This is a genomic window from Paraburkholderia sp. NMBU_R16 (genome assembly GCF_013282575.1).
Lineage (GTDB): Bacteria > Pseudomonadota > Gammaproteobacteria > Burkholderiales > Burkholderiaceae > Trinickia.
In genome coordinates, this window is the sequence record NZ_JAAAYE010000001.1 from 23,287 (window position 1) to 43,670 (window position 20,384).

Genomic DNA, 20,384 nt, shown 5'->3' on the forward strand with positions numbered 1-20,384 from the left:
GCCGCCAAAGCAGTCGCCACGGGATTCGCCACCCTTTCCCTTCGCGCGTCGCATCCGTCTTGGTTTCGGGGACTAGCCGGCGCTTGCGCCGGGCTCGCGAGCCCGCGGCATCGATGATGTTGCCGCCTCTGTGACATCTTCCATCGATGGCCTCACCCGTGCGAACAACTCCTGAAGCAACGCCGGGCCGATAGCAGCGCGATGCACCTTGGCTTCGGTATGGCCCCACGCGCGCATCGCCTCCTCCCAGTTGCGCCCGAGCTTCTTCTGCGCGGCCGTCTTCAAGTGAACTGCCGTAAAAACGCCGAACTCCATCGTGAACAACGCCTGGCTCGCCACTGGCTCCGATGTATGCAAATGCACGAACCAAGGCGCGGCATGCCGACCATCGGAAAGCCGTTTGGGCCGGATAGCGATCTCGAACAATTCGCCTGATTCGCCGGTATCGCCCGCGGACTGTAGCCGGACCGGCGCGCCCACACTGGCGATTTCCTCGCTGCTCAGCAGCCGGCTCAGGTGTGTCGCTCGGGGCAAGGGATCTCGCTTCAGTGCATCGGCTTCGAGCATTTTGATGTTTTGCTCGATCAGCTTCAGCGCGTCCAGACGGTCTGCCAGTTGTGCGATCCGGTCGCCGTCGTCGCGCTCGCTCAGCGACGCTTGCACTTGACGCACACGATCGCTTTCGCCGAACCAGTCTCGTGCCGACGCTGTGAGGAAATCGGCAACTCGCACGGCGTCGTAGCGGGCGTCGTTCAGCAGCTTCTCGGCCGTACTCGTGTCTTTACCCAGTGTACGCCCAACCGCGATGACGTCCGCATCGAGTCGCTTCGTCGTCGCAAGATCGACGGGCCAGCGTTTCAACAGTGCGTCGGCGTTCCGTTGCGCCGGCGTGCGCGAGTCGACAGGCGCGGCTGGCGGTGCCAGCGCGGTAGCGGACGGGGCAGCCGCGCGCTTGCCCGGTTTGCGGCGCTTGGGCATCGACCGTGAGGGCGCCGCGCGGGCCGGCGATGCAACTACCGGCGCCGTGAGCATGGCGCTTCGCGGGGGGATGCTCGAACGGACGGTTTCGCATAAATCCATCACGCACGCCTTGTACTCAGCAACCACGTCAGCCGTGTCGAGCATAGCGCGCCAGATTTCGCCAGCGTCGCTCTGTTCAATACCGGCATCGTCCATTTCGATACTGGCGGCGACATCGAGACAAAGGTTCAACCCGACCCGATCGTATCGATCGACGTATTCCTCGAGCAACGCCTTGTGCCTGTTCAGCTCTTCGGCGGGCACCGGGGCGCTGCCGACGCGCGCACCCAACACCGCCTGACAGACTGTCTCGTTCAACGCCGTAAAGGCCGCACCGACTTCGTCACCCCGATAGCGGGAGGCCTCCCTCAGTTCATCCACACGCGAGGCGACGTCTGTCAGCCCTCGCTCTACGGCCAACTTCGCCAATCGGTCGCTATGGATGGCGATAAGCACGCTGCGCACGGACTGCGTCGCGCTCGCGCACAATGACTGTTGAGAGACGATGGCCGGCAGCAAGCTTTTGAGCTTTTCCTTGAGTTTTCTCGGCGCCTCCGGGGCTCGCATGCGCTGCACCATGTCGTCCATGGCCGCACGATACAGGCCCAGCTCATTCGATATCCCGACCCATTCGCCGAGATCCTGGTTCTCGCCGCGCCACGCAACGCGCAAGACGGCGGAAACCCGGGGGTCCACCTGCAACCCGATGTCCCGCTGCCACCTCGCGTCCAGCATGTCTTCGCGACCCACGAAGCCCGATGACGCCGCCGCCGACAACAGCATCCACAGCACGCTCTCGTGTTCGACGGCGTCGGCCGCGCTCACCCTCCCTTGTATTCTCAAAGAAGAGAGCGCGCGGAGCCCTTCGCGGGCGGATTCCATGATGGGGAGCGCGAGCTTCACCTTCTGCTCGGGGCTGATCCTGTACCCTGGATCCACGTCCCCTCCTTCCCCATGCTCGGCGGCAAGCAACTGCTTCCAGGTACGGCCGCGGTTCAATGCATGATTCAGGACATCGCCCGGATCGGCAGTTGCAGACGTCGTAGTCGACCGCGGCAACATGGCGTTGCGCGGCGGCCGGACCGGCGGTTCGGCGGGTGGCCGGGAGCTCGACGCTCGGGTGGCAAGCGCTGCGAACTGCGCGGACTGTGAGGCCGGGTGCGCACTCGCCCGCGGGCTTGCGCCTTCAACCGCGCCCGTCGGGGCAGGCGCACAATTCGTTGCCGAATGGGCCGGCCCGACCGATTTTCCAATGCCGCCTTCGCTGACGCGTCCGCCTGTCATGGTATTCCTTCGATACTGTCCGTCGCGCTGCCGGGGCCCAAGACACCACCCTTATGAATAAATGTGCGGTGCCATCTCAGACTCGGTGCGCCTCGAAACAGAGCACTATGTCAATGTGCTCTGCGCGACTCGACGATCAACGGCGAAAGAATGGCGCCTCGCGCGAAGGCGGCCACAGTTTGGGACACACGGAGATTGCGTGGCAGTTGGGCAAGCGGTTCAGTCGGGACGAGGTGCTCGGTTGGGGCTGCGCGGTGGACCGGGCCGAGGAAGGTTTCGGTGTGGCGTGCGCCTGGGGGCGACGATGAAGAAGTGTGGATTTGGGGCGTGTTGGCGCTCGAAACTCGCGCCACCTTAGTCGCCACAAGACTCGCCACGATTTTCTCGTACCACTAACATATCCTTGAATATAAAGCGTTTTTTTGGGTAAAATTATCCACTATTCCCGCAAAAATAGCCGCCAAATGGCGTCTCGTCCTCCCCATGCTGCCCGGTGAGCATAAGCTCGACGACCTGCGGTTGCCCGCAGCGGAGGTCATCGCTGGCGCGGCGAACTCGCGGCACACGGCATGCCGCAATCTGATAATGCGCAGACAGTGATAAGCCTGCGCGCGGCGAGCGACGTCCGCCCGACGGACGATAAGGCAGCCTACGAGGCAATCGCACCCCGTAGGGCTGCCGCCGCGGCAGTCTCACGCGTCCGGGCCGCCCGACGCCGGACACGCAAGACTTGACGCCGCGGCAAGCAGTCAGTGATAGCGCCTGGCCATTGCATCGAGCGGCAACGGCTTGATGCGCGCCGCCTGCCCCGCGCAGCCGAACGCTTCGAAACGCTCGATGCAAATGCCTTTCGCCGCCGCCGTCGCCGCCTTCAGCGCGGCGCGCGGATCGAACTCCGAGCGAGACTGCGCAAACGACTTGCGCATCGCGCCCGTCATCGCCAGCCGAATGTCCGTATCGATATTGACCTTGCGTACACCATGCGCGATGCCTCGGCGAATTTCCTCGACAGGCACGCCGAACGTCGACGGGATCTCTCCGCCGTAGTCGCGAATCGTTTGAAGCCACTCCTGCGGCACCGACGACGACCCATGCATCACGAGGTGCGTGTTCGGAATGCGCGCATGAATCTCGGCGATCCGATCGATCGCGAGGATATCGCCCGTCGGCTCGCGCGTGAACTTGTAGGCACCGTGCGAGGTGCCAATGGCAATCGCCAGCGCATCGACGCCCGTTGCCTCGACGAACGCGCGCGCCTCCTCGGGATCGGTCAGCAATTCATCGCGCGAGAGCTTACCTTCGGCGCCCACGCCATCCTCCTCGCCCGCCTGCCCGGTTTCCAACGAACCGAGGCAGCCCAGTTCGCCCTCCACCGAGACGCCCACCGCATGCGCCGCATCGACCACTCGCCGGCTCACTTCGACGTTGTACGTGTATTGCGCAGGGGTTTTCTGATCCGGCATCAGCGAGCCGTCCATCATCACCGAAGTAAACCCCGAGCGAATCGCCTGCTGACAAACCGACGGGCTCGCGCCATGATCCTGATGCAGCACGACGGGAATGTCGGGATGCGCTTCCACGGCAGCCAGCACGAGATGCCGCAAATAAGGCTCGCCCGCATATTTGCGCGCGCCCGCCGACGCCTGCAGAATGACGGGGCTCGCCGTCGCCTCCGCGGCTTGCATGATCGCGTGGATCTGCTCCATGTTGTTGACGTTGAACGCCGGCACGCCGTAGCCGTGCTCGGCCGCGTGATCGAGCAATTGGCGCAATGCGATGAATGCCATGGTCGGGCTCCTTCCCAAAGTTCAGAATCGATCGAAACCGTCAGCAGCTAGCGCCGCGCGCGTGCGACACAGCACGACATGCCGCGTCGACAACCGCTTGCGTCGTCAAATTGAAATGCACAAAAAGATCGGCGGCTGGCGCGGACTCGCCGAAGCTGTCGATGCCGACCGTCTCGCCGTCGAGCCCGACGTACTGACGCCAGAACGCGGTGACGCCCGCTTCCACCGCGACGCGCGGCACATCGCGCGGCAGCACGCTTTCGCGGTACGACGCAGGCTGCTTGTCGAACACCGTGGTGGACGGCATCGATACGACGCGCGCGGCAATGCCTTGCGCCGCGAGCGGCTCGATAGCCGCGAGCGCAAGCGCCACTTCGGAGCCCGTTGCAATGAGCACCACGCGCCGGGGCGCCTGCCGCGCCGGGCTGGCGCCCGCTTCTTCATACCAGTCCCGCAATACATAACCGCCACGCTCGATGGCGTCGATCTGCGCCTCGGTCCGCGGCACGAACGGGAGCGTCTGGCGGCTCAACAGCAAACACGACGGTCCTTGCCGCTCGATCGAAGCAACCCACGCCTGCGCTGTTTCCACCGTGTCGCAAGGCCGCCACACGTCGAGTCCGGGAATGAGTCGCAGGCTCGCCGCGTGCTCGACGGATTGATGCGTCGGTCCGTCCTCGCCGAGACCGATCGAATCGTGCGTGAAAACGAAGATCGAGCGTGTCTTCATCAACGCGGCCATGCGCAAGGCGTTGCGTGCGTAATCCGAGAATGTGAGGAACGTGCCGCCGAACGGCAGATACCCGCGATGCAGTGCGATGCCATTCATGACCGCACTCATGCCGAACTCGCGTACACCGAAGTGCAGATAGTTGCCGCCACGCAGGCCGCCGTCGTCCGCTCCGATCTCGACCGCAGCCGCCCAGTCGGTGAGATTCGAGCCCGTCAGGTCGGCGGAGCCGCCGAGCAGCTCCGGCAAAGCGGCAGCCAACGCGCCGATGGCAAGCTGAGACGCTTTGCGCGTCGCCACGGATTGCGCGGCGTCGTTGGCCGTGCGCACCATCATCCGCGCAGCCGCAGTCCAGCTTTCCGGCAATGCACCGCTCATGCGCCGCTCGAACTCCGCGGCTTCGCGCGGATACTCCCGGCGATAGGCGGCAAACCGCTGCGTCCATTGCGCTTCGGCCTGCGCGCCGCGCATCGTTGCATCCCATGACGAACGGACCTCGTCCGGCACGACGAACGGTGCGTGCGGCCAATTCAGCGCCGCTCGCATTGCGGCAATTTCTGCCGCGCCCAGCGGCGCGCCATGCACCTCGTGCGTGCCGGCCTTGGTCGGCGAGCCGTGCCCGATCACCGTCTTGCAACCGATCAGCGTCGGACGTCCCGCGGCGCGCGCTTCGACGATCGCGCGATCGACCGCATCGACATCGTGCCCGTCGACATCGCGCACGACATGCCATCCGTAAGCGGCGAATCGCGCCGGTGTATCGTCGGCGAACCAGCCTTCGACATGCCCATCGATCGAAATGCCGTTGTCGTCGTAAAGCACGATCAGCTTGTCGAGCCTCAGCGTACCCGCGAGCGAGCATGCCTCGTGCGAAATGCCTTCCATCAGGCACCCGTCGCCGACGAACGCATAGGTATAGTGATCGACGATGCGATGCCCGGGCCGATTGAACTCGCGCGCGAGCAGCGCCTCGGCGAGCGCCATCCCGACGGCGTTCGCGAGACCCTGCCCGAGCGGGCCCGTCGTCGTTTCGACGCCCGGCGTCACGCCCACCTCCGGATGTCCCGGCGTCTTGCTGTGCAGTTGCCTGAAGCGTCGCAGCTCGTCGAGCGGCAACGCATAGCCGGTCAAATGCAGCAGCGCATAGAGCAACATCGAGCCGTGGCCGTTCGAGAGCACGAAGCGATCGCGGTCTGGCCACGACGGATTGCGCGGGTTGTGCTTCAGATGACGGTCCCACAGCGCGACTGCGATTTCCGCCATGCCGAGCGGCATACCCGGGTGGCCGGAGTTGGCTTGCTGGACCGCATCGATTGCGAGCATGCGCAAGGCGTTCGCCATCAGCGCGGTGGCGTTGCCTTCAGCGGGTTGAGCTTGGGCTGCAGCGTTCATGATCGGTCGTCCCTCCTGGCGTCAGGCGCGCGCGCGGCGATCCATCAATTGCAGAATCATCGGCGTGAAGATGAGTTGCATCGCAAGCCCCATCTTGCCGCCCGGTACCACGATCACGTTCGGACGCGACATGAACGAGTCGTGCAGCATCGTGAGCAGATATTGGAAGTCGATTCCCTTGGGCCGCGCGAAGCGGATCACGACGAAGCTCTCGTCGGGCTGCGGAATCTCGCGCGCGGTGAACGGGTTGGAGGTGTCGACAGTTGGCACGCGCTGAAAATTGACGTGCGTGCGCGAGAACTGCGGGCAGATGTAGTTCACGTAATCGGGCATGCGGCGAAGGATCGTGTCGACCACCGCTTCATGCGAATAGCCCCGCATCGTCTGGTCGCGATGCAGCTTCTGGATCCACTCGAGGTTGATGATCGGCACCACGCCCACGAGCAGATCCGCATGACGCGCGATGTCGATTGTCCCCGTCACGGCCGCGCCATGCAGTCCTTCGTAAAAGAGCAGATCGCTCGCGGGATCCACGTCCTTCCACGGCGTAAACGTACCGGCCGGCTGCTGATAAACGGCCGATTCCTTCTCGTCGTGGACGTAATGCCGGTACCGTCCCGTGCCGTCTCCGGCATAGCTCGAAAAAAGCGCCTCGAGCTCTTCGAGCAGATTCGCCTCGGGGCCGAAATGGCTGAAATTCATGACACCGTCGCGCTCGCGCTGCTGCATCGCATCGCGCATACCGGCGCGATCGTAGCGATGAAACGCATCGCCTTCGACGATTTGCGCGTTGATGCGCTCACGTCGAAAGATATGCGTAAAGCTCTTCATGACGGTTGTCGTACCGGCGCCGCTCGAGCCGGTCACGGCAATGATCGGGTGCTTGACGGACATGCGTGTCTCCGGGAAGTCGTTTTAATCTTGCTGCAAGCGCGAAACCCGCGGCGAAAACGCCGCGAAAACGCATCAAGCCGGCGTCTCAGGCAAAAAAAGCGAACGCGGCTGAAAAAGTGGAGACGTGTATGGCTTGTCCTCACCGCGATCGAACTCGCGGTGATAGCGGCCGATGCGCTCGACTTCATTGCGTGAGCCCAGGATCACGGGCACACGCTCGTGCAGCGCGCGCGGCTTCACGTCGAGAATGCGCTCGCGTCCGGTGATCGCCGAGCCGCCCGCCTGCTCGATGAGAAAGCTCATCGGGTTGGCCTCGTAAAGCAATCTCAGGCGCCCCGCGACGCCGGGGGTCTTGAAGTCGCGCGGATACATGAAGACGCCGCCGCGCATCAGGATCCGATGGACCTCCGCGACCATCGACGCAATCCAGCGCATGTTGAAATCGCGCTCGCGGCAGCCGGTGCGCCCGTCCTTGCATTCCTGAACGTACCGGCGCACCGGGTCCTCCCAGAACCGCTCGTTCGATGCGTTGATCGCGAATTCGCTCGTCTCCTCGGGAATGCGAATGTCCGAATGCGTGAGCACGAAATTGCCGACATCGCGCTCGAGCGTGAAGCCGTGCGTCCCGTTGCCAACCGAGAGAACGAGCATCGTCGAGGGTCCGTAGATCGCATAGCCGGCCGCGACCTGCTCGTGGCCCGGGCGCAGGAACCCGGTCTCGCCGCTTTGCCCGTCCGTGCAACGCAGGACCGAGAAGATCGAACCCACGACGCCGTTGATATCGATGTTCGACGATCCATCGAGCGGATCGAACGCGAGCAGATACTCGCCACGCGGGTATTCGGATGGGATCGCATAGACTGTCTCCATTTCCTCCGAGACCATCGCCGCGAGCAGACCGTCCCACTCGCAATGCTGGACAAAAATCTCGTTGGTGGCGATATCGAGCTTCTTCTGCTCCTCGCCGTGCGTATTGACCGACTGTGCGGATCCGTAATTGCCGCCGAGCGCGCCGCGCGTGAGCGCCGACGAAATCGTCTTGATCGCCGCGGCGACATCGATCAGCAAGGCCGAGAGCCCAGCGGCCGCCACGGGCGACGGCTGCCGATCGAGCGTGTCGATCAGGAACTTCGAAAGGGTCGTACGTCCGTCCTGCATGGCGCTCTCCTTGACATCGTTTCTAAATCGGGCCGGGCGGCGACGTACCCGCATGCGGCTGGTGCGAGACGCCATTGGGCAGCGAGCCTGCGACGCTTTCGTCGAAGACGCGACTCGCGCGGATGTCCTCGCTCGTGATGCGCATGAGCGCTGCCGTATCGATGGGCGCGCCGCCCGCAATCGCGCGTGCGAACAAACGCCGGGCCTGGCGCAGCCGCGCGCGGTCGAGCGCGTTGCGCACCGAGCGCGCATTGGCGAAATTCGGCTGGCGCGTGCGTCGCGCGATGTACTCGGCGAACGCTTCGCGTGCATCGGCATCGAACGCGTAATGCATGCCGTCGAGCATGCGCTCGGCGATCTGGACCAGCTCGCCTTGCTCGTAGTCCGGGAACTCGATGTGATGGGCGATGCGCGAACGGAATCCCGGGTTGCTCTGAAAGAACGTCTCCATACGCGACGTGTAACCGGCCAGGATCACGACGAGATCGTCGCGCTGGTTTTCCATCGTCTGCAATAGAATCTCGATGGCCTCCTGACCGTAGTCGCGCTCGTTTTCCGGACGATAGAGGTAGTACGCCTCGTCGATGAACAGCACGCCGCCCATTGCCCGCTTGAGGACATCGCGCGTTTTCGGCGCGGTATGTCCGATGTATTGACCGACGAGATCGTCGCGCGTCACCGAGACGAGATGGTTGCGACGGATATAACCGAGCCGATGCAGCACCTCGGCCATGCGCAGGGCGACTGTCGTCTTGCCGGTGCCGGGGTTGCCCGAAAAACACATGTGCAGCGTGGGCGCGCCGCTCGCGAGATCGAGTTGCGAGCGGGCCCGCTCGACGATGAGCAGCGCCGCGATTTCGCGAATGCGCGTCTTGACCGGAAGCAGGCCGACGAGATCGCGATCGAGTTCGTCGAGCACCGCCGCAATGCCGGAATCGCGATAAAGACCGGCAAGATCGACGCTTTGGGCCCAGTCCATCGTCAGCCCTTCGCACCGTAGCGCTGACCCTCGGGCGCATTGCTCGCGTAGCTCGTCGTGCTGTAGCGCTGAATGCGGCTGCGATCCTCGGTCCGCGTCAGACGGAAGCCCGGCTCCACGGCGGGGCGATTGACGATGAACGACATCCGCATGGTCTCGAAACCGCGCGTCGAATCGAAGGCGTTCACCTTGATGTAGTGATCGGGATAGGTGGTGCGACAGGCGCGCACTTCCTGCATGGCGCCGGCCGCGTCGCGCAGATCGAACATCGGCAGACCCCACATTTCCCAGTACGTGTTGCGAGGATGAGGGTCGTCGGTAAACTCGACCGAGCAGGCCCAGCCCTGACTGAGGGCATAGTCGATCTGCAGGCGGATCTCCTCGTCGGTCAGATCGGGCAGGAAGGAAAACGTCCCTTGCGTGATTCGCATGACAAAACCTCTCGTTGGTTCGCGGTGATTTCGCGTGGGTTGATCGCTCTTACGCCACGCTCGGCGTGACCGCATAATCGGGCGTATCGGTCGATGCGTAGTTGAATGTCACGTCCTTCCACGTATCGAGCGCCTGTTTGAGCGGCGTGCAAAAGCGCGCCGCCGCCTCCAGGATGTCGGGCCCCTCGTTGGCAATGTCGCGCCCTTCGTTGCGCGCCTTCACCATCGCTTCGAGGGCCACCCGATTCGCCGTGGCCCCGGCCTGGATACCGGCCGGATGCCCGATCGTGCCGCCGCCGAACTGAAGAATCGCGTCGTCGCCGAACAAATCGAGCAGCTGATGCATCTGCCCTGCATGAATCCCGCCAGATGCCACCGGCATCACTTTGCGCAAGCCCGCCCAGGGTTGATCGAAGAAAAGACCGCGCGACAGGTCCACTTCGTTGCGCGCCTCTCGACACACGTTGTAATACCCCTGTACCGAAAGCGGATCGCCTTCGAGCTTGCCGACGGCCGTGCCCGCATGGGCATGATCGACACCGGCCATGCGCAGCCACTTGGCAATCACGCGAAACGAGATGCCGTGATTGCGTTGCCGCGTATAAGTGCCGTGGCCGGCGCGATGGAGATGCAGGATCATGTCGTTGCGCCGTGCCCATTTCGACATCGATTGAATCGCGGTCCAGCCGATCACGAGGTCGATCATGACGATGCAAGACCCGAGTTCCTTCGCGAATTCGGCCCGCTCGTACATGTCTTCCATCGTGCCGGCCGTCACGTTCAGGTAATGGCCCTTCACTTCGCCGGTCTCGGCTTGCGCCCGATTGACGGCTTCCATCGCGAAGAGAAAACGGTCGCGCCAGTGCATGAAGGCCTGCGAGTTGATGTTCTCGTCATCCTTCAGGAAGTCGAGCCCGCCTCTGAGGCCTTCATAGACGACACGCCCATAGTTCTTGCCGGACAGGCCGAGCTTCGGCTTCACGGTCGCCCCGAGCAACGGCCGCCCGTATTTGTCGAGCCGCTCGCGCTCCACGACGATACCCGTGGGCGGGCCCTGAAACGTCTTCAGATAAGCCACCGGGATGCGCATGTCTTCGAGACGCAGCGCCTTGAGCGGCTTGAAGCCGAAGACGTTGCCGATGATCGAAGCCGTGAGGTTCGCCACGGACCCTTCCTCGAACAGATCGAGCTCGTAGGCGATATAGGCGAAGTACTGCGGATCGCCGTGGCTCGCTCCCGGCACGGGCTCGATCCGATACGCCTTCGCACGATACATGTCGCATGCGGTCAGCCGGTCGGTCCACACCACGGTCCAGGTCGCCGTCGACGATTCGCCGGCCACGGCGGCCGCCGCTTCCTCGGGCTCCACGCCCGCTTGCGGCGTGATTCGAAACATCGCGATGACATCCGTATCCTTCGGTGTGTAGTCCGGCTGCCAGTAGCCCATTTCGCGGTACTTCATCACGCCGGCGGCATATCGCTCGCGCGGAGTGCGTGCCGGCTCGACGGCTGCCTTGCTGAAATCGTTCATGACGTGTCCTCGAATTTGACTCGGCGCGCTTTGCAGCGAGTGGCCAAGCGCTTGAGTTGCACTCTAGGGGAGCACGCATGTGTTGGGAAATCACGATTTCATTCGCGAGCATTAAGCGATGCGTTATCGATTGCGGATGACGAAGTGCGATTGCGTGATATGCGTCGATCGGTTCATCCAGCACTGTCCCGTTTCGGAACGGGCTGTAACAGGCGATGTTCCAATCGGCCACGCGTGAAACACTTTGCTGCGTTTTCGTCACACCGCGCGTATTACGCTAAACCGTGCAAACCCGCCTATCGCCTGTCATACTGGTTGCACGCACGTCATGCGAGTCGAATGAACCGCACCCTGTGCGCAGGTCCATGCGGCTTCGCGCCTCGGCACGAAGCTTGCGTGACCGACGCTCGCCGCTCGACCCCCGGCAACCTGCCGGGCCCGCCGGCGGCACTTCTCAAAGACCGAATGGAGGGACTTTCGATGCAATGGACGACACCTAGCTACTCCGACATGCGTTTCGGCTTCGAAATCACGATGTATATCGCGACTCGTTAAGTCCAAGCGCGGGCCGCGTCGTGCGGCCCCTTCGCCGGAGCCCGCTGTCCCTTCGTAAAACCCGGCCGGCCGATCGGCACGGTGCACCGTGATGACCTCCGCCATGATCTTCGAGACGATCGTTACCACTGCGGCGCCCGACGGCCGGCCCCACATTGCCCCGATGGGGGTACGCTACGAGGACGGCTTCGCTGTTCTTTCCCCATTTCGGCCGTCCGCCACGCTCGATAACATCGTCGCCACGCGTGCGGCCGTTCTCAACTTCACCACCGATGTCCGCATCTTCGCCGGCTGCGTCACGCATTGCGCGACGGATTGGCCGACGATCGCGGCCACGCGCGTCGCGACCGTGCGTCTTGCCGAATCGCTCGCGCACACGGAACTCGAACTCGAACGCATCGAAGACGACGCTCAGCGCCCCATGCTGCGCATGAAACCCGTGCACCAGGAGCAGCACGAGGCCTTCGCGGGATTCAACCGCGCGCAGGCGGCCGTCATCGAAGGCGCCGTGCTCGTGAGCCGCTTGTTCATGCTGCCTGCGGACAAGGTCGATCGCGAAATGGCCTACCTGCAGATCGCCATCGACAAAACGGCCGGCGAGCGCGAGCGCACCGCCTGGAGCTGGCTGGTCGCGGCCATCGCGCGCCATCGCGTCACCGCTTCCGTGGGCGTAACACCCGCTCCAGTCGATACACCGCTGGGCGGGCGCGCCCATCATTGACATCCACACTCACCCTGGAGAGTTTGTATGACCGCATTGCTTGCGAGCGTTCGCTCGGAACAAGAGGCGCTTGCCGCCGCTCACGCCGGCGCCGAACTCATCGATCTCAAGGAGCCGCGCTCCGGTGCGCTCGGCGGTTTGCCCATCGCGCAGATCGGCAGGATTGCCGCCGCGCTGCGCGCGCAGTATGCGGTGAAGCCGATCAGCGCGACGATCGGCGACATCGATAGCGAGGACGTCGACGAAATGGCCGCGCGCGTCATGGACGTGAGCGCGGCCGGGGTCGACTACGTCAAGGTCGGGGTGACGCCGGGCGCTGCTGCTGCGCGGTGCCTCGAAGCACTCGCGAGCCTGCCGGCCGCCGTGGTACCGGTGCTGCTCGCCGATGCCGGCGTCGATGCCGCGCTCGTCTCGCATGCGGCGTCGCTCGGATTCGTCGGCGTCATGTTCGACACGGCGGCCAAAGACGGGCGCACGCTGTTCGATCATGTCGATGAACAGACGCTCGGGCACTGGCTCGGGCTCGCGCGCAAGCAAGGCGCGATGAGCGGCATCGCCGGATCGCTCGGCTGGGCGCAACTCGAGCGCATTCGCGCGCTCGCGCCCGATATCGCGGGCTTTCGCGGTGCGCTGTGCGTGGACGGACGCGGCTCGTCGCTCGATCCGCAGCGGGTGACGCAATGGGCGCAGGCGCTGCATCGGCCCGCTGCGACGCTAGCCGAAGGGACATCCGACGACGCGCCGAGGCCCGCTCCGCACGCCTGAGCGGATCGCGCACGATCGAGCCGGCGAAATGCCGGCCGGCTTGGTTGACGGCGCGCCGCGTGCGACACCCGTCCTCAGGCCGCGCCGCCGACGCGGTCCGCGGCCCACGCGGCCGGCAGGTTCAGCAGCCGCTCATGGACGCGTTCGATGTCGTCCTTGTTGAAAAACTCCACCAGGTAGTTGGCATCCTTGACGTAACCGAGGAACCGCCGATCGACGACACCGCTCGAGGCGAGCGATTCGATCGGCTCGCCAAGCTCGATCGGGCAGGACTTCACCACGATCAGGCGCTCCGCGTTGAGCATCGTCGACAGCCACGCCGCAAGGCTGTCCGAAGTCGTATCCCAGTTGCTCATCGCATCGGGCTCGTCGCGCATCAGTGCGGTCGGGACCCAGATCGCCACGCGGCCGTCGCGCAGCGCGCGGCGGACCTTCGCCTCGCTCGAGGCCAGCACGAGCTCGGGCAAAAGCCCCTGCATCATCAGTGCGTACTGCGTCATCGCCAGCAAACACATGTTGTGAGCGGCAAGATCGCCGAAACGCCATTCGGCCTGGTATTGCTGCACCTTGTCGGCGAAATCGCCGCCGCCCGGCACGATCACGACCCGGCCACCGCCCACCTCGGCGAGCTCCGTCAGCCAGCCGCGTAGCACCGGGTCGTGACTGAGGCTTCCCCCGATCTTGACCACCCACATGATCTTCCTCGCATCGATGATTGCCGTTTGTACATGTCCCGCCCCGGTGCGCCGGTGTTCGCGTCAGGTACGACGCGCCGCCACGCTCGGCGCGCTTGCGTCGAACGGCGAGGCGCGGGCCGCCAGTAACGCGAGCGCCACGCTCGGCGCGCAGGTGGCGGCCCAGTCGCCGCACTGGCCCGATGCGCCCGTCAGCGCGCCGATATCGACGTACGGGCGGCCGCGCTCGCGCGCCAGCGCCGCGACCAGGAAGCGCCCACATCCAGCCCCGACGAGCGGCGCCGATGCGAGCCCGTCGTGGTGGCCCTCGACGCGCTCGAGGTTGATACCGGTTTGCGCCAGCTGCAGCGTGCGCCACCTGAGCGCGAAGCGTAGCCAGTCGGCGTCGCTCGCCTCGCTTGCATCGCGCCCGATCATGCGGGCAAGGCGCACGCGGCTCGCCGCTTCCGTCTTCGGACCGCCGTCGGCGCTCGCGTGCACGTCATGCGCCGCATCGAGTTCGCCGGTGAGGCGGTAGACGTCGGCCGTCGTCGCGAACCACTCGTTCATGACGTTGACGAAGGTACCGCCGAACGCGACCCGTTGCGCCAGCCCACAAAGCGGCGTGCGCACCACGCCTTGATACACGAGTTCGCCGGTGGCTAGCCGGCCCGCATCGTCTCTCGCGTGAGCCACAACCCGTCCATTCGAGATCGGTACGATGTCGGTCGTCGTGCTGCCGATATCGACGAGCACCGCGTCGGGCAGGCGCGTTGCGAGCCAACTGGCCGTTGCGAGCCAGTTCGCGGAGGCCACATGCCGCCACGCATCGGCGCAATGTTGCGCGCTGAGCCACCCGGCATCGCCGCCGTAGAACCGCACGTGCGGGCCCAGCCGTGCGGTGAGCGTCTCGGCGATTGCGCGCACGCCTTCCTCTCGGCTAGCAAACAGATCGACCATCTCGCCGGTCATCGTCACGGCGTGCCGGACATCGGGGCGGGCCGCGGCGGGCCACCGGGCCAGGGCAAGGTCGATTGCCCGATGCAGATGATCGAGGCCTTGCCATAGCGGGCAGACCCACTGCCCGACATCGTCGATACCGCCGGACGTCCCGGTTGCGCCGACTTTCAGATGCGCTCCGCCGACATCCCAGCCGAACGTGAGCGGGTAGGGCCCGGCGGTGACGCCCCGGCCGTTCACGGACGGACCTCGCATTCGGCCAGCGCGCCGACAACGGCCCTGCTGGCGGACCGCGCCAGCCTCACACCGTGTGCTGCGAGCAGCGCCTGGGTCAGCCCGCGGCCGCGCGTCGCGGCGAGTTCCGCATAGGCGGTCGTCAAGCGCGGATTGACCTCGATCACGACGGGACCGCGCACCGGGTGCCAGACGACGTCGACGCCGACGAAGCCGCGCAGGCCCGGTATCGCGTTGGCGATACGTCGTGCGAGCGAGGCGAGCGTGCGCCCACGCGCGCTGCCGAGGCCGACCTGGTCCGCCCGCACGCCGCGGAACTCGACGATCCGCGCCGGCGCGCCGGGCGCGTGACGCAACGTCGCCGCTATGTCCTGACGATTGATGCTGAGTAGCTCGGCGCCCTCTTCGCGGCAAATCAACGACAGGCTCAGCGGCTCGCCGTCGACCCATGCCTGGAGCACGGGGTTTCGGCCGACCGCCGCGCGCGAGTCGTATTCGGCGCATGCGGCAGGAAACGAATCGAAGATGAATGTGTCGAGCGCACCTGCGCCGTCGTCGGGTTTGACCACCCACGGGCCGGCCTCGCAGTCGCTGCGCCGGGAGGCCTCCAAGGCCCCGTCCGGCTCGACGGGCGAGCGCGCCGGCGTTGTCGCGATGCCCGATGCGGCCAAACGGAAAGCGGTCGCGCGCTTGCTCGATGCGATCCGGATAGCCTCGCGCGAGCAGCCCAGCCAACGTTCATTCCCGACGGCCTCGTGCAGCTCGAGCAACAAGCCGTCGCATTCGGGGGCGATGACCCACGTGTAATCGTGCTCGCGCGCCAGGCGGCCCACGAAGGCGGGAATCGATTCGCCATCGTTCGGCAGGCGGTACGCAGTGCCGGAGCGCGGCGTTTCGAAGCGCGAGCTCGCGTAAGTGATCTGCAGGCCGTCGATCTCGCGCAGTTGCCCCACGAGCGCATCGCGCATCATCCGGCCCTCGCCGATCAACGCGCCGAGATCGGCGAGGCCGCCCTCGCGCGCCAACGCGGGATCGAGGCCGCCGCCGGTGAGATACTCGTACACGAAGATCTTGCTCAAAGGACACACCCCATGCTGGTCATACCGGTTCTCGACTTGCTCGGCGGCCAAGCCGTGCGCGCCGTGCGCGGCCGTCGGGACGACTACCGCCCAATCCGCTCGCCGCTCGCCGCCACGAGCGACCCGCTTCTCCTCGCACCCGCGCTCGCCGCCGCAAGCGCTGCCAGCACGCTTTACGTCGCCGATCTCGATGCAATCCTCGCGCGTGGCGATCACGCCCGCACGCTCGCGGCCTTGCGCGCCGCGATGCCCGGCATCGAGATATGGCTCGATGCGGGTTTCGCAGACTATGACTCGATGCGCGCAACGTTCGCCCGCATCGATGAAGCCATGACCTGCTCGGCGTCCGCCCCCCGCGCACGGCTCATACCCGTGTTCGGGACGGAGTCGCTGCGCGAACCCGGCGCGCTCGAGGCCGCGCTTGCCGATGGCCTTGCGCCGATCCTCTCGCTCGATTACCGCGCCGGCCAACTCGTCGCGCCTACCGCTTCCGTCAACGAACTCGAGCGCCGCACACATTCGTGGCCTGCTCGCGTCATCGCAATGACGCTCGATCAGGTCGGCAGCTACGCGGGCCCCGATCTCGATACCTTCGAGCGCCTGCGCGACGCGGCACCGATCGGTACGACGGTGATCGGTGCCGGCGGCATCCGCGACCGGCGCGACCTCGACGCGGCGGCCCAATCCGGCGCACCGGCATGGCTGATTGCTTCGGCACTGCACGATGGACGGCTCGACGCTGAGCGCTAGACCGCCGAGCCGCCACGGCAGTGCGATACACAAGTTCCATGCCATCGGCAACGGCCAAGGCGCGCCGAAAACCCGAGACGACATCGCGGCGCCTGGCCTGTGACACTCTGCCCCAAACGGCAAACAACCTGTGCGCGCGGCAGGTAAGCGGCGTGCATAGCGTCGAGCGCATTCGGTATCGGCTCGCTTGCGCACCGAACTGAAACCCCCAATCGAAACGGCCCACGCGAAGCGGGGCACGGCGCCCCGCGATGGAACTCGGCATAGGCCTTGCTTCATGGCCCCGCATGCCCTATTCGTCTCCCGATCCTTCAAGCACTGGAGCGCCCGGCGCCGCCGGGCCGGTCGCACCGACGACCGTGCACGACTGGACCTGCCCGTTCTGTCCGCTGCTGTGCGACGACCTGACGCTCACCGTCGAGGCCGGCGGCACGCTCACGGCTGCGCCTGGCGCCTGCAAGCGGCTCAGCGAATCGCTCGGTCGCTATCGCGCGGACGATGCGCGCAGCGCCGCGACGATCGACGGGCAGCCCGCATCGCACGACGAGGCGCTCGCTCGCGCCGCCCAGATGCTCGCCAGCGCGCATCGGCCGCTCTTCGGCGGTCTCGCCACGGATGTCGCTGGCATCCGCGAGCTCTATGCGCTGGCCGCCGCGTGCGGGGCGACGCTCGATCATCTGCATGGTGTCGCGATGAGTACCGCTACGCGGGTGATGCAAGACCGCGGGGCGTTCTTCACCACGCTTTCAGAGATCCGCTCGCGTGCCGATTTGGTCATCTTCTTCCGCTGTCATCCCTCCGAGCACTACCCGCGCTTTTACGAGCGCGCGCTGGGCGCTGCCGAATTTGCGCGTGAGCTCGTGTTTGTCGGCTGCGAGGCGGACCCCGCGGCCAAGGGCTTGCCGAAGGTGCTGACCGAGACCATGCTGCCGCATCTCGACGCCTTCGATCTGGTCGCGCTCTGGTCTGCGCTGGCCGAAGGACGTCCGGCGGCCGCACTCGCTACGCTGCGCGATGACGGGCGCGCAGCCGTCGATGTGCTCGGGGCGCTCACCGCTCGCATCGCGGCTGCGCGCTATACGGTGCTCGTCTACGAACCCGCCGCGTTGCCCGGCTCGCAGCCGGCGCTGCTGATCGAAGGACTGCAGCGCATCGTCAAGGCGGTCAACCGCACGACGCGCGCGGGTGCACTGGCCCTCGCCGGCGACGACGGCGCGCTCACGGCCAACCAGGCCGTCACCTGGCTCTCGGGATTGCCGCTGCCGCTACGGGTACCGCGTATCGGGCACGATGAGCGCGCTGGAGGCCAGACCGAACTCGAGCACGACGCGCACCGCCTGCGAACCGATCGCTTGCTCGCTCAAGGCGGCGCAGACGCGCTGGTCTGGATCAGCACCTTCGCACCCACTCGCTGGCCCGATGCGCTGGCCGCGCCGATTCCGGCCATCGTGATCGGCCATCCCGCGCAGGCCGAAGCAGCGAAGGCACGCGGCGCTTCGACAGTGTTCATTCCTGCGGCCACTCCCGGCATCGACGCGCCGGGACACCTCTTCCGCCTCGACGGCACCGTCGTCGCGCCGCTCACGGCCGCGCGCGGATTCTCGCTGGCGCCGACGGCAGCGATCGCGGCGGGCATCGCAGACCGACTGGCTCGAAGCGACGCACATAGCGCGGGGAAAGCGCAGCCATGACGACGATTCGCTTGAAAGGCGGCATGCTCTACGATCCTGCGCACGGCGTGAACGGCGAACGCCGCGATATCGTGTTTCGCGACGGGCGGATCGTCGCGCACGAGGCAGGCGCTCCCGTCGATGAAGAGTTCGACGCGACGGGCATGATCGTGATGGCGGGCGGCATCGACTTGCATTCGCATATCGGCGGGGGCAAGACCAATCTCTCGCGCTTGCTGTTGCCGGAGGACCATCGCCGCCGCGAGATCGCGAGCGACGGCGTTCATCCGGACATCGACGCTGCCGTGGCACCGGACACGGCGGGCCGCTATCTGCGGTTGCCTTCGTGCGGAACGTGTACCCCGGGGACGCTGGCGACCGGCTATCGATACGCCGAAATGGGCTACACCGCCGCGTTCGAACCCGCGATGATGCCGAGCAATGCGCGCCACACGCACCTGGAGATGGGCGACACGCCGATCATCGATCATGGCGCCTACGTCATGCTCGGCAACGACGACCTGTTCATGCAGCTGCTTTCGGCGCACGAACACGAGGAGCGCATCCGCGATTACGTCGGCTGGACCATCGACGCCAGCAAAGCGCTCGGCGTGAAGGTCGTCAACCCCGGCGGCATTTCGGCGTTCAAATTCAATCAGCGCGCGCTCGATATCGATGAAGCGCATGTCCATTACGGTGTGACGCCGCGCGATGTCGTGCGCACACTCACGCGCGCGCTCACCGAGCTTCGCGTGCCCCACCCGCTGCACGTTCATACGAGCAATCTCGGCGTGCCCGGCAACGTGGCTTCGACGATCGCGACGATGGATGCGGCCGAAGGCTTGCCGATTCACCTGACGCACATCCAGTTCCACAGCTACGGCGTGGAGGGCCCGCGCAAATTCTCGTCCGGCGCGCGGGCCATCGCCGAAGCCGTCAATGCACGGCCGAATGTCACGATCGACGTGGGTCAGGTCATCTTCGGCCAGACCGTCACCGCCTCGGGCGATACGATGATGCAGTGGCGCAACGCGCCCTTCGCACAGCCGCGCAAATGGGTCCTCGGCGACATCGAATGCGACGCAGGCTGCGGCGTCGTGCCGTTCCGCTATCGCGAGCAAAGCTATGTGAACGCGCTGCAATGGATCATCGGACTCGAGATCTTCCTGCTCGTCGACGATCCGTGGCGCGTGTCGATGACGACCGACCATCCGAATGGCGGCCCGTTCACGAGCTACCCCCACTTGATCCGATTGCTGATGGACCGGACGTTTCGCGCGGAGCAGCTCGCCAAGCTGCATCCCGAAGCGCAGGTCGCGAGCGTATTGCCCGAGCTGCAACGCGAGTTCTCGCTCTATGAGATCGCGATCGTCACGCGCGCGGGACCCGCGAAACTGCTAGGACTCGCCGACCGCGGACACCTCGGCGTGGGCGCAGCCGCCGATATCGCCGTCTATCGCGACGAAGCCGACCGCGAGCGGATGTTCTCGCGGCCGGCTTACGTATTCAAGGACGGCACGCTGATCGCCCGCGACGGCACGCTGCTCGCCGCTCCCACCGGCGGCATCCACTATGTGAGCCCCGAATACGATCGCGACATCGAACGCACCGTGCGCGCCTTTAGCGAGCGGCATCTGACCACGAACTTCGCGCACTCGGCCATCAGCGCCGACGAGGTCTGCAGCTGCTGCCGCGGCGGCCGGCTGCTGCCCGTCGAATGCCTTGCGCATCCACGCGCGGCGCAAACCGGACATTGACGGGCCGACGACG

General features: G+C 65.6%; 17 protein-coding genes. 6 read left to right on the forward strand and 11 right to left on the reverse strand.

What is annotated here, in order from left to right; all coding sequences use genetic code 11:
• Nucleotides 1-72: 72 nt before the first annotated feature.
• From GWC77_RS00110 to GWC77_RS00145, 8 genes are all read right to left on the reverse strand, one after another.
• Entirely contained in the window at nucleotides 73-1,845 is a 1,773-nt protein-coding gene (locus GWC77_RS00110) for a type III effector protein XopP (protein WP_173254653.1), read from the reverse strand.
• A gap of 1,208 nt (nucleotides 1,846-3,053) precedes the next feature.
• Nucleotides 3,054-4,091: a class II fructose-bisphosphate aldolase gene (gene fba, locus GWC77_RS00115; RefSeq protein WP_173254655.1), complete on the reverse strand. Its 1,038-nt coding sequence runs from the start codon at nucleotides 4,089-4,091 to the stop codon at nucleotides 3,054-3,056.
• A gap of 40 nt (nucleotides 4,092-4,131) precedes the next feature.
• Nucleotides 4,132-6,213 carry a transketolase gene (tkt, locus tag GWC77_RS00120; RefSeq protein ID WP_254366675.1) on the reverse strand — a complete coding sequence of 694 codons (2,082 nt, stop codon included), beginning with the start codon at nucleotides 6,211-6,213 and terminating at the stop codon, nucleotides 4,132-4,134.
• Between the two features lie 21 nt (nucleotides 6,214-6,234).
• Nucleotides 6,235-7,107 (reverse strand): phosphoribulokinase, encoded by an 873-nt coding sequence (locus tag GWC77_RS00125; protein WP_173254657.1) that lies wholly within the window; start codon nucleotides 7,105-7,107, stop codon nucleotides 6,235-6,237.
• Nucleotides 7,108-7,179: 72 nt separating this feature from the next.
• Nucleotides 7,180-8,265 carry a class 1 fructose-bisphosphatase gene (locus tag GWC77_RS00130; protein ID WP_173254659.1) on the reverse strand — a complete coding sequence of 362 codons (1,086 nt, stop codon included), beginning with the start codon at nucleotides 8,263-8,265 and terminating at the stop codon, nucleotides 7,180-7,182.
• A gap of 22 nt (nucleotides 8,266-8,287) precedes the next feature.
• Nucleotides 8,288-9,244 (reverse strand): CbbX protein, encoded by a 957-nt coding sequence (gene cbbX, locus GWC77_RS00135; RefSeq protein ID WP_254366677.1) that lies wholly within the window; start codon nucleotides 9,242-9,244, stop codon nucleotides 8,288-8,290.
• Nucleotides 9,245-9,246: 2 nt separating this feature from the next.
• The gene (locus GWC77_RS00140; protein WP_173254661.1) at nucleotides 9,247-9,675 is read right to left on the reverse strand and encodes a ribulose bisphosphate carboxylase small subunit; all 429 of its coding nucleotides are present in this window, start codon (nucleotides 9,673-9,675) and stop codon (nucleotides 9,247-9,249) included.
• A 49-nt stretch (nucleotides 9,676-9,724) separates the two neighbouring features.
• Nucleotides 9,725-11,206, reverse strand: a complete 1,482-nt coding sequence (locus GWC77_RS00145; RefSeq protein ID WP_173254663.1) for a form I ribulose bisphosphate carboxylase large subunit — start codon at nucleotides 11,204-11,206, stop codon at nucleotides 9,725-9,727.
• A 480-nt stretch (nucleotides 11,207-11,686) separates the two neighbouring features.
• On the opposite strand from GWC77_RS00145, the gene pqqA reads away from it, so the two are divergent.
• The 3 genes from pqqA to GWC77_RS00160 all read left to right on the forward strand — a co-directional run bounded on the left by pqqA (nucleotide 11,687) and on the right by GWC77_RS00160 (nucleotide 13,247).
• A complete protein-coding gene (gene pqqA, locus GWC77_RS30060) occupies nucleotides 11,687-11,761 on the forward strand; it encodes a pyrroloquinoline quinone precursor peptide PqqA (RefSeq protein WP_035468154.1) in 75 nt (24 codons plus the stop codon).
• Nucleotides 11,762-11,864: 103 nt separating this feature from the next.
• Complete coding sequence (locus GWC77_RS00155) at nucleotides 11,865-12,482, forward strand: DUF447 domain-containing protein (RefSeq protein ID WP_173254912.1); 618 nt, start codon at nucleotides 11,865-11,867, stop codon at nucleotides 12,480-12,482.
• Nucleotides 12,483-12,509: 27 nt separating this feature from the next.
• Complete coding sequence (locus GWC77_RS00160; protein ID WP_173254665.1) at nucleotides 12,510-13,247, forward strand: (5-formylfuran-3-yl)methyl phosphate synthase; 738 nt, start codon at nucleotides 12,510-12,512, stop codon at nucleotides 13,245-13,247.
• A 74-nt stretch (nucleotides 13,248-13,321) separates the two neighbouring features.
• Here the strand turns inward: GWC77_RS00160 and GWC77_RS00165 are convergent, their stop codons facing one another.
• From GWC77_RS00165 to GWC77_RS00175, 3 genes are all read right to left on the reverse strand, one after another.
• On the reverse strand, nucleotides 13,322-13,942 hold the full coding sequence (locus GWC77_RS00165) for an aspartate kinase (protein ID WP_173254667.1): 621 nt from the start codon (nucleotides 13,940-13,942) through the stop codon (nucleotides 13,322-13,324).
• A gap of 63 nt (nucleotides 13,943-14,005) precedes the next feature.
• Nucleotides 14,006-15,136 (reverse strand): hydantoinase/oxoprolinase family protein, encoded by a 1,131-nt coding sequence (locus GWC77_RS00170; RefSeq protein ID WP_173254669.1) that lies wholly within the window; start codon nucleotides 15,134-15,136, stop codon nucleotides 14,006-14,008.
• On the reverse strand, nucleotides 15,118-16,194 hold the full coding sequence (locus tag GWC77_RS00175) for an ATP-grasp domain-containing protein (protein ID WP_173254671.1): 1,077 nt from the start codon (nucleotides 16,192-16,194) through the stop codon (nucleotides 15,118-15,120). Before GWC77_RS00175 ends, GWC77_RS00170 begins: the two co-directional genes overlap by 19 nt.
• Before the next feature lie 12 nt (nucleotides 16,195-16,206).
• On the opposite strand from GWC77_RS00175, the gene GWC77_RS00180 reads away from it, so the two are divergent.
• The 3 genes from GWC77_RS00180 (at nucleotide 16,207) to GWC77_RS00190 (ending at nucleotide 20,371) form a co-directional block, all read left to right on the forward strand.
• Nucleotides 16,207-16,944, forward strand: coding sequence for a HisA/HisF-related TIM barrel protein (locus tag GWC77_RS00180; protein WP_173254673.1), 738 nt, complete (start codon nucleotides 16,207-16,209; stop codon nucleotides 16,942-16,944).
• Between the two features lie 251 nt (nucleotides 16,945-17,195).
• Nucleotides 17,196-18,635: a formylmethanofuran dehydrogenase gene (locus tag GWC77_RS00185; RefSeq protein ID WP_254366679.1), complete on the forward strand. Its 1,440-nt coding sequence runs from the start codon at nucleotides 17,196-17,198 to the stop codon at nucleotides 18,633-18,635.
• A complete protein-coding gene (locus GWC77_RS00190; RefSeq protein ID WP_173254675.1) occupies nucleotides 18,632-20,371 on the forward strand; it encodes a formylmethanofuran dehydrogenase subunit A in 1,740 nt (579 codons plus the stop codon). Before GWC77_RS00185 ends, GWC77_RS00190 begins: the two co-directional genes overlap by 4 nt.
• The last annotated feature ends 13 nt before the right edge of the window (nucleotides 20,372-20,384 follow it).

Coding starts and splice junctions, on each gene's coding strand:
- cbbX (WP_254366677.1), bottom strand. CDS start 9,244: ATGGACTGGGCCCAAAGCGTCGATCTTGCCGGTCTTTATCGCGATTCC.
- GWC77_RS00170 (WP_173254669.1), bottom strand. CDS start 15,136: ATGCGAGGTCCGTCCGTGAACGGCCGGGGCGTCACCGCCGGGCCCTAC.
- GWC77_RS00160 (WP_173254665.1), top strand. CDS start 12,510: ATGACCGCATTGCTTGCGAGCGTTCGCTCGGAACAAGAGGCGCTTGCC.
- GWC77_RS00125 (WP_173254657.1), bottom strand. CDS start 7,107: ATGTCCGTCAAGCACCCGATCATTGCCGTGACCGGCTCGAGCGGCGCC.
- GWC77_RS00185 (WP_254366679.1), top strand. CDS start 17,196: ATGGAACTCGGCATAGGCCTTGCTTCATGGCCCCGCATGCCCTATTCG.
- GWC77_RS00145 (WP_173254663.1), bottom strand. CDS start 11,206: ATGAACGATTTCAGCAAGGCAGCCGTCGAGCCGGCACGCACTCCGCGC.
- tkt (WP_254366675.1), bottom strand. CDS start 6,213: ATGAACGCTGCAGCCCAAGCTCAACCCGCTGAAGGCAACGCCACCGCG.
- GWC77_RS00155 (WP_173254912.1), top strand. CDS start 11,865: ATGATCTTCGAGACGATCGTTACCACTGCGGCGCCCGACGGCCGGCCC.
- GWC77_RS00180 (WP_173254673.1), top strand. CDS start 16,207: ATGCTGGTCATACCGGTTCTCGACTTGCTCGGCGGCCAAGCCGTGCGC.
- GWC77_RS00140 (WP_173254661.1), bottom strand. CDS start 9,675: ATGCGAATCACGCAAGGGACGTTTTCCTTCCTGCCCGATCTGACCGAC.
- GWC77_RS00130 (WP_173254659.1), bottom strand. CDS start 8,265: ATGCAGGACGGACGTACGACCCTTTCGAAGTTCCTGATCGACACGCTC.
- GWC77_RS00190 (WP_173254675.1), top strand. CDS start 18,632: ATGACGACGATTCGCTTGAAAGGCGGCATGCTCTACGATCCTGCGCAC.
- fba (WP_173254655.1), bottom strand. CDS start 4,091: ATGGCATTCATCGCATTGCGCCAATTGCTCGATCACGCGGCCGAGCAC.
- GWC77_RS00165 (WP_173254667.1), bottom strand. CDS start 13,942: ATGTGGGTGGTCAAGATCGGGGGAAGCCTCAGTCACGACCCGGTGCTA.